General features: G+C 67.4%; 6 protein-coding genes. All 6 read left to right on the forward strand.

Annotated features, from left to right (window positions below; genetic code table 11):
• Nucleotides 1-131 precede the first annotated feature (131 nt).
• The 6 genes from AUP43_RS04240 to AUP43_RS04265 all read left to right on the forward strand — a co-directional run bounded on the left by AUP43_RS04240 (nucleotide 132) and on the right by AUP43_RS04265 (nucleotide 7,234).
• Nucleotides 132-569: a MaoC family dehydratase gene (locus AUP43_RS04240; protein WP_067553100.1), complete on the forward strand. Its 438-nt coding sequence runs from the start codon at nucleotides 132-134 to the stop codon at nucleotides 567-569.
• Nucleotides 570-647: 78 nt separating this feature from the next.
• Complete coding sequence (locus AUP43_RS04245; protein WP_067553093.1) at nucleotides 648-1,619, forward strand: bifunctional riboflavin kinase/FAD synthetase; 972 nt, start codon at nucleotides 648-650, stop codon at nucleotides 1,617-1,619.
• Between the two features lie 55 nt (nucleotides 1,620-1,674).
• Nucleotides 1,675-4,578, forward strand: a complete 2,904-nt coding sequence (gene ileS, locus AUP43_RS04250; RefSeq protein ID WP_067553095.1) for an isoleucine--tRNA ligase — start codon at nucleotides 1,675-1,677, stop codon at nucleotides 4,576-4,578.
• Between the two features lies 1 nt (nucleotide 4,579).
• A complete protein-coding gene (gene lspA / locus AUP43_RS04255; protein ID WP_198154822.1) occupies nucleotides 4,580-5,065 on the forward strand; it encodes a signal peptidase II in 486 nt (161 codons plus the stop codon).
• A 17-nt stretch (nucleotides 5,066-5,082) separates the two neighbouring features.
• Nucleotides 5,083-5,754: a DUF3035 domain-containing protein gene (locus AUP43_RS04260; protein WP_232314869.1), complete on the forward strand. Its 672-nt coding sequence runs from the start codon at nucleotides 5,083-5,085 to the stop codon at nucleotides 5,752-5,754.
• Between the two features lie 145 nt (nucleotides 5,755-5,899).
• Nucleotides 5,900-7,234 (forward strand): M16 family metallopeptidase, encoded by a 1,335-nt coding sequence (locus AUP43_RS04265; protein WP_084462558.1) that lies wholly within the window; start codon nucleotides 5,900-5,902, stop codon nucleotides 7,232-7,234.
• Nucleotides 7,235-7,305 lie beyond the last annotated feature (71 nt).

Here is a 7,305-nt window from a genome sequence, read left to right on the forward strand (position 1 = left end):
CGTCTCGAAGGACACGGCGGCGAGAAGAACGGGCAAGTAGGAACGGCGGCGGTTTCCCTTTTTCTGTAGCGGCATAGTAAGCTCCCGCGCGGGCTTGAAACGGAACGGAGCGGGGGAGCGGCATGAACGCGATGACGGAGGAACTGCGCGGGGCCTATATCGACGAGGTCAGCATCGGCCAGACGGCGGTGTTCTCGAAGACCATCACCGAGACCGATATCATCCTGTTCTCCGGCATTTCCGGCGATACCAACCCGTTGCATCTCGACGCCGACTATGCCGCCACCACGCCGTTCAAGCGCCGCATCGCGCACGGCATGCTCTCGGCCAGCCTGCTGTCCGGCGTGCTCGGCACCAAGCTGCCGGGGCCGGGCTGCATCTATGTCTCGCAATCGCTGAATTTCCGCGCGCCGGTCCGCCCCGGCGACACTGTCGTCGCCCGCGCCACCGTCACGCGCATCGACGCCGCCCGCCGCCAGGTCGTGTTGGAGACCACCTGCACCGTCGCCGACGCCGTGGTGCTGGACGGCGAGGCCCTGGTGATGCTGCCGAAGCGGGCTCCCGCATAAGAGGCTGTTGATCTTGGGCGGCGAATTGGCCAGCTTAGCGGCCATTACAGGCAAGGAATAGGCCGAGGAACGGAATATATGCAGGTCTGGCGCGACTCCAGCGCGGTGCCGGCGGCCCTACGGGGCGCGGCGGTCGCCATCGGCAATATGGATGGGGTGCATCTGGGGCACCGGGCGCTGATCGCGCGGGCGCGGCAGATCGCCGCTGCCGCCGGCGGCGCTTCCCCCGGTCCCGCGGGTGTGCTGACCTTCGAGCCGCATCCCCGGCTGCTGTTCCAGCCCGACGCCACGCCCTTCCTGCTGTCTGAGCTGTCGGAGAAGCTGGCGCTGCTGGCCGCGACCGGCATCGACGCCGCCTTCGTGCAGAGCTTCGACCGTGAATTGTCGCTGCTGCCGGCGGAGGATTTCGTGGCCGAGATACTGGTGCGCAAATTCGGCGTCGGCCATGTCGTGGTCGGCGAGGATTTCCATTTCGGCCATAAGCGCGGCGGCGACGTGGCATTGCTGCGCCGGCTGGGCGCGGCAGCTGGGTTCGGCGTGACGACGGTGGCCCCGGTGGCCGCCCTGGATGGCGGTGTGTGCTCCTCCAGCCGGGTGCGCGCGCTGCTGGGCGAGGGCAGGCCCGGCGAGGCGGCGGCCTTGCTGGGGCGGTACTGGACGCTGCATGGCATTGTCGAACGCGGCGACCAGATCGGCCGGCAGATCGGCTTCCCGACGGCGAATTTCCGGCTGGGTCAGGTGCGGCACCCGGCGCGCGGCATTTATGCCGTCGAGGCGCAGGTGGATGGCCACGGCCCCTGGCATGCGGGTGCGGCCAATTTCGGCATCCGCCCGACGGTGGCCGACCGAGGCGACCTGATGGAAGTGCATCTGCTCGATTTCACCGGCGATCTGTACGGCCGCCGGCTCGCCGTGCGGCTGATCGAGTTTCTCCGGCCGGAGAAGAAGTTTGACGGGCTGGATGCTTTGCAGGCACAAATCGCCCTCGACATCCGCGCGGTGCGGGAAATTCTCGCGTCGCGCCCCGCCATTCCGGCCGCCTTCGGGTAGCCTCGGGCGGGGATACGACATCGCAGCGCCATTTTTGCATGCCAAGAGTTCGTTCATGAGCGTGGACTATAAAACGACTGTTTTCCTGCCGAAGACCGATTTCCCGATGCGCGCGGGGCTGCCGACCCTTGAGCCGCGCCTTATCGAGCGGTGGCGGAAGATCGGTCTCTACGCAAAGCTGCGCGAGGCCGCGAAGGGCCGCGAGCTGTTCGTGCTGCATGACGGCCCGCCCTATGCGAACGGCCACCTGCATATCGGCCACGCGCTGAACAAGACGCTGAAGGACGTGGTCACCCGCTCGCAGCAGATGCTGGGCAAGGATTCCAATTACGTTCCCGGCTGGGACTGCCACGGCCTGCCCATCGAATGGAAGGTGGAGGAGGAATATCGCGCCTCCGGCCGCAACAAGGACGAGGTGCCGATCAATGATTTCCGCGCCGAATGCCGGCGCTATGCGGAAAAATGGGTCGCCATCCAGTCCGAGGAATTCCGCCGGCTGGGCGTCGAGGGCGATTGGGATCGGCCCTACCTCACCATGGCCTATGAGGCCGAGGCGATCATCGCCGCCGAACTGCTGAAATTCGCCAAGACTGGCCAGCTCTATCGCGGCTCCAAGCCGGTCATGTGGTCGGTGGTCGAGAAGACCGCCCTGGCCGAGGCGGAGATCGAGTATCACGACTACCAGTCGGACACGATCTTCGTGCGCTTTCCGCTGATGGGCGGCAGTGACGCCCTGGCCGAGGCCAGCGTGGTGATCTGGACCACCACCCCCTGGACCATGCCGGGCAACCGCGCGATCTCCTTCTCGCCGCGCATTGCTTACGGCGTTTACGTGATCACCGGCGCGCCGGAAGGCAATTGGGCGGCCACGGGCCAGAAGCTGATCCTGGCCGACGCGCTGGCCGGGGAAGTCATGAAGGCCGCCAAGGTCGAGGCCTATGAGCGGCTGGCCGACGTGCCGGCCGAGGCGCTGGCGGGCAAGGTCTGCGCCCATCCGCTGCGCGGCCAGGGCTACGAGTTCGCCGTGCCGCTGCTGGAAGGCGACCATGTGACCGACGATGCCGGCACCGGCTTCGTGCACACGGCGCCGGGCCATGGCGCGGACGATTTCGAGGTTTGGATGGACCATGGCCGCGATCTGGCGGCGCGCGGCATCGACACCGCCATCCCCTTCACGGTCGACGATGACGGCTTCTTCACGAAGGAGGCCCCCGGCTTCGAGGGCCGCCGGGTCATCACCGACAAGGGCGAGAAGGGCGACGCCAACCAAGCCGTCATCGACGCGCTGGCGACGGCCGGCATGATGGTGGCGCGCGGCCGGCTGAAGCACCAGTACCCGCATAGCTGGCGCTCCAAGAAGCCGATCATCTTCCGCAACACGCCGCAATGGTTCATCCATATGGACCGCGACATCGCCGGCCAGGGCGACAGCCTGCGCGCGCGCTCCCTGAAGGCCATCGACGAGACGGCGTTCTACCCGGCGGGCGGGCAGAACCGTCTGCGCTCGATGATCCAGAACAAGCCGGACTGGGTGGTCTCGCGCCAGCGCGCCTGGGGCGTGCCGATCGCCGTGTTCCGCAACAAGGAGACCGGCGAGCTGGCCCCCGGCCCGGATTTCGCCGGCAATGACGCATTGGCCGCGCGCATCCGCGACGCCTTCACGGCGGAAGGGGCGGATGCCTGGTTCGCGGACGGCTCCAAGGAGCGGTTCCTGGGCGGGCTGGTGAACGATCTGGAGCCGTGGGAGCAGGTGCGCGACATTCTCGACGTCTGGTTCGATTCCGGCTCGACCCACGCTTTCGTGCTGGAGCAGCGGCCCGACCTGAAATGGCCGGCGGACGTGTATCTGGAAGGCTCCGACCAGCATCGCGGTTGGTTCCATTCCTCGCTGATCGAAAGCTGCGGCACGCGCGGCCGCGCGCCCTACGATTCCGTCATCACCCACGGCTTCACCATGGCCGAGGACGGGCGGAAAATGTCGAAGTCGCTGGGCAACCAGGTGTTTCCGCAGGACGTGATCGAGAAGTCCGGCGCCGACATCCTGCGCCTCTGGGTGGTCAGCACCGACTATGCCGAGGATCAGCGCATCGGCCCGGAGATCCTGAAGACCAATACCGACGCCTACCGCAAGCTGCGCAACACTGTGCGCTGGATGCTGGGCACGCTGGACGGCCATGACGGCGCGGACGTCCCGCTGGCCGAGATGCCGGAGCTGGAGCGCCTGATGCTGCACCGACTGGCGGAGCTGGACCGGCTGGTGCGCGACAGCTACCGCGTTTATGACTTCAAGCGCATCGTGGCGGCGCTGATCCAGTTCATGAATGTCGATTTGTCGGCGTTCTATTTCGACGTGCGCAAGGACACGGTCTATTGCGACGCGCCGTCCAGCCCGCGCCGCCGGGCGGCGCTCCATGTCGTCGACCGGCTGTTCCACTGCCTGGTCACCTGGCTCGCCCCGATGCTGCCCTTCACCACCGAGGAAGCGTGGCTGGCCCGGCATCCGTCGGAGGATGACTCGGTGCATCTGCAGCTTTTCCCGGACGTGCCGGCCGCCTGGAGCGACCCGGCGCTGGCCGCGAAATGGGAGATTGTGCGCGATGTGCGCCGCGTCGTCACCGGCGCGCTGGAGCTGGAGCGGGCGCAGAAGACCATCGGCTCCTCGCTGCAGGCCAGCCCCATCGTCCATGTCTCGGCTGAGGCGATGGCGGCCTATGAGGGCCTCGATGCGGCGGAAATCTTCATCACCTCCGGCGCGACCCTGACCACCGATCCGGCCCCGGCCGAAGCCTTCCGGCTGGACGATGTGTCCGGCGTCGCCGTGGTGCCGGCGCTGGCCGAGGGCGAGAAATGCGAGCGCTGCTGGCGCCAGCTTCCCGAGGTCGGCCATGTGCAGGGCCATGAGACGATCTGCGAGCGCTGCGCCGACGCGGTCGACACCCTGATCGGCGAGGCGGCCTGACATGCGGCTTTCCATGAAGCAGGGGCTGCTGGCCGCCGGCGGGGTCTTTGTCGCCGACCAGATCACCAAGCTGTGGATGCTCGACCTGGTGTTCGACCCGCCGCGCATCCTGACCCTCACGCCGTTCTTCAACCTGACGCCGGTGTGGAATCGGGGGGTCAGCTTCGGCTTGCTCTCCAGCCACCAGGATTGGATGCCCTATATCCTGTCGGCCGTGGCGCTGGCGATCAGCATCGGCATGCTGGTCTGGCTGCGCCGGGCGACGCCGGGGCTGCTGGCGCTGGCGCTGGGGCTGGTGATCGGCGGGGCGATCGGCAATGTGATCGACCGGCTGCGCTATGGCGCTGTCGTAGATTTTCTCGATTTTCATATCTCGGGTTATCATTGGCCCGCCTTCAACATCGCCGATGCCGCGATCTGCGTCGGCGTGCTGTTGATCTTGTGGTACGAGCTGTTTCAAGCGAAGCCGGCTCGGCAAACATCGTGAACGGGAGGATGACCACTGTGAAGTTATCGCGCCTGACCCTGACCGTCCTGCTGCTGGGATCGACGGTCGCGCTCAGCGCTTGCGGCGGCGACACGCGCAGGGCGCTGGGCCTCGGCAAGACGCCGCCGGACGAATTCACCGTGGTGAAGCGCGCGCCGCTCAGCCTGCCGCCGAACTATACGCTGCGCCCGCCGGAGCCCGGCGCGCCGCGCCCGCAGGAGCCTTCGCCGACCGAGCAGGCGCGCCAGCAGGTCTTCGGCCTGGCGCGCGGCACCGGGAGCGCGCCCGCCAGCACCGGCGCGCTGGCGGCCATGGGCGGCGGCCAGCCTTTCTCCGCCAGCGGGTTCGCGCTGGGCGGGGCGGCGCTTGGCCAGCAGGATCGCAGCGTCTCGCAGGGCGAGCCGAGCACGCCGGGCACCCAGGCGTTTCGGGGCCAACTCGGCCTGGGCGACGCCGACCCGGAAATCCGCGCCAAGCTGGCGCGCGAGAATTCGCAGCTCGCCGAGGCGGACCGCTATCTGATCGACTCGCTGCTGTTCTGGCGCGACCCGCCGCCGCCGCCGACCACCATCGTGGATGCGGCGGCCGAGCGGAAGCGCCTGCAGGAGAACGCCGCGCTGGGCAACGCCACCAATGCCGGCGAAGTGCCGACCATCGAACGCAAGCGCCGCGGCATCAGCCTGTTCTAGAAAGCTTGGCCGCCTCAAAGCATGGGCGGCCAAGCGGGTTTTACGCCTGGGCTAGCACCGACGCCTCGTCATGACGCCATAGCCGCGCCATATTGCTATGGGGAACTTCCGGCCATTCTGGGAGTCCGCATCGGAAAGAGGCGTCATGCGAAATCGGCTCATGCTTGTCGTCGGCCTGCTGGTCGCCGGCTTAACCGCGCGCGCAGACGCGGCGGTGTTCAATCCGAAGAGCTTCACGCTGGAGAACGGCTTGCAGGTTGTGGTGGTGGAAAACCGCCGCATCCCGGTCGTCACCCACATGGTCTGGTACAAGACCGGCTCGGCCGACGAAGAGCGCGGCAAGTCGGGCATCGCGCATTTCCTGGAGCATCTGATGTTCCGGGGCACGGAGACGCTGAAGCCCGGCGAGTTCAGCCGGATCGTCAACCGCAATGGCGGCAACGACAACGCCTTCACCTCCTGGGACTACACCGCCTATTTCCAGTCCGTCGCCGCCGACCGTCTGGAGCTGGTGATGGGCATGGAGGCGGACCGGATGGCGAATCTGCGCCTGACCGACGCCGTGGTGCTGCCCGAGCGCGACGTGATCCTGGAGGAGCGCCGCCAGGTGATCGACAATAACCCGACCGCCGTGCTGGGCGAGCAGATGCGCGCCGCACAATATCTGCACTACCCCTACCGCATCCCGATCATCGGCTGGGAATCGGAGATGCGCACCCTGACCACCGAGGATGCGCTGGCCTGGTACGACCGCTGGTACGCGCCGAATAACGCCATCGTGGTGATCGTCGGCGACGTCACCATCGATCATGTCCGCGCGCTGGCCGAGAAGACCTACGGCAAGGTGAAGCCCCGCGAGATCGGCAAACGCGACCGTGTGGAGGAGCCGCCGCAGCAGGCTGCGCGCCGCATTGAGCGCGTCGATCCGCGCGTGCAGCAGCCCAGCCTGACCCGGCAGTATCTCGCCCCCTCGGTGAATTGGGGCGAGAGCGAGCAGAGCTACGCGCTGGAGGTTCTGGCCGAGATTCTCTCCGGCGGACCAACCAGCCGGCTGTATCGCAAGCTGGTGGTGGAGGACGCCGTGGCGGTTTCCGCCGGGGCCTATTACAGCGGCGACGCGATTGGGCCGGGCAGCTTCGGCTTTTACGGCTCGCCGCGTCCGGGCATCGAGGTCGGTGCCGTCGAGGCCGCTATCGATGCACAGATCGAGCGCCTGCTGACCGACGGCGTGACAGCCGAGGAGATCGCCGACGCCAAGCAGCGCCTGAAGGCCGATGCGGTGTTCGCCGTCGACAGCATTCGCGGCCCGGCCAACGTTATCGGCCGCGCCCTGGTGCTGGGCCAGTCCATCGAGGATATCGAAAGCTGGCCGGCGCGTATCGACGCGGTGACCGAGGCGCAGATCGAGGCCGCCGCCAAATCCGTCCTGGTGCCGGAGCACTCCGTCACCGGCATCCTGCGCCCGAAGCCGACCAGCTAGGGGAGAGATTATGATGCGCGTCGAACGCCGGTGTGCCACCCCCACCCCAACCCTCCCCCCTCAAGGGGGAG

Origin of the sequence: Oceanibaculum pacificum (assembly GCF_001618175.1) — a bacterium.
GTDB classification, from domain to species: domain Bacteria; phylum Pseudomonadota; class Alphaproteobacteria; order Oceanibaculales; family Oceanibaculaceae; genus Oceanibaculum; species Oceanibaculum pacificum.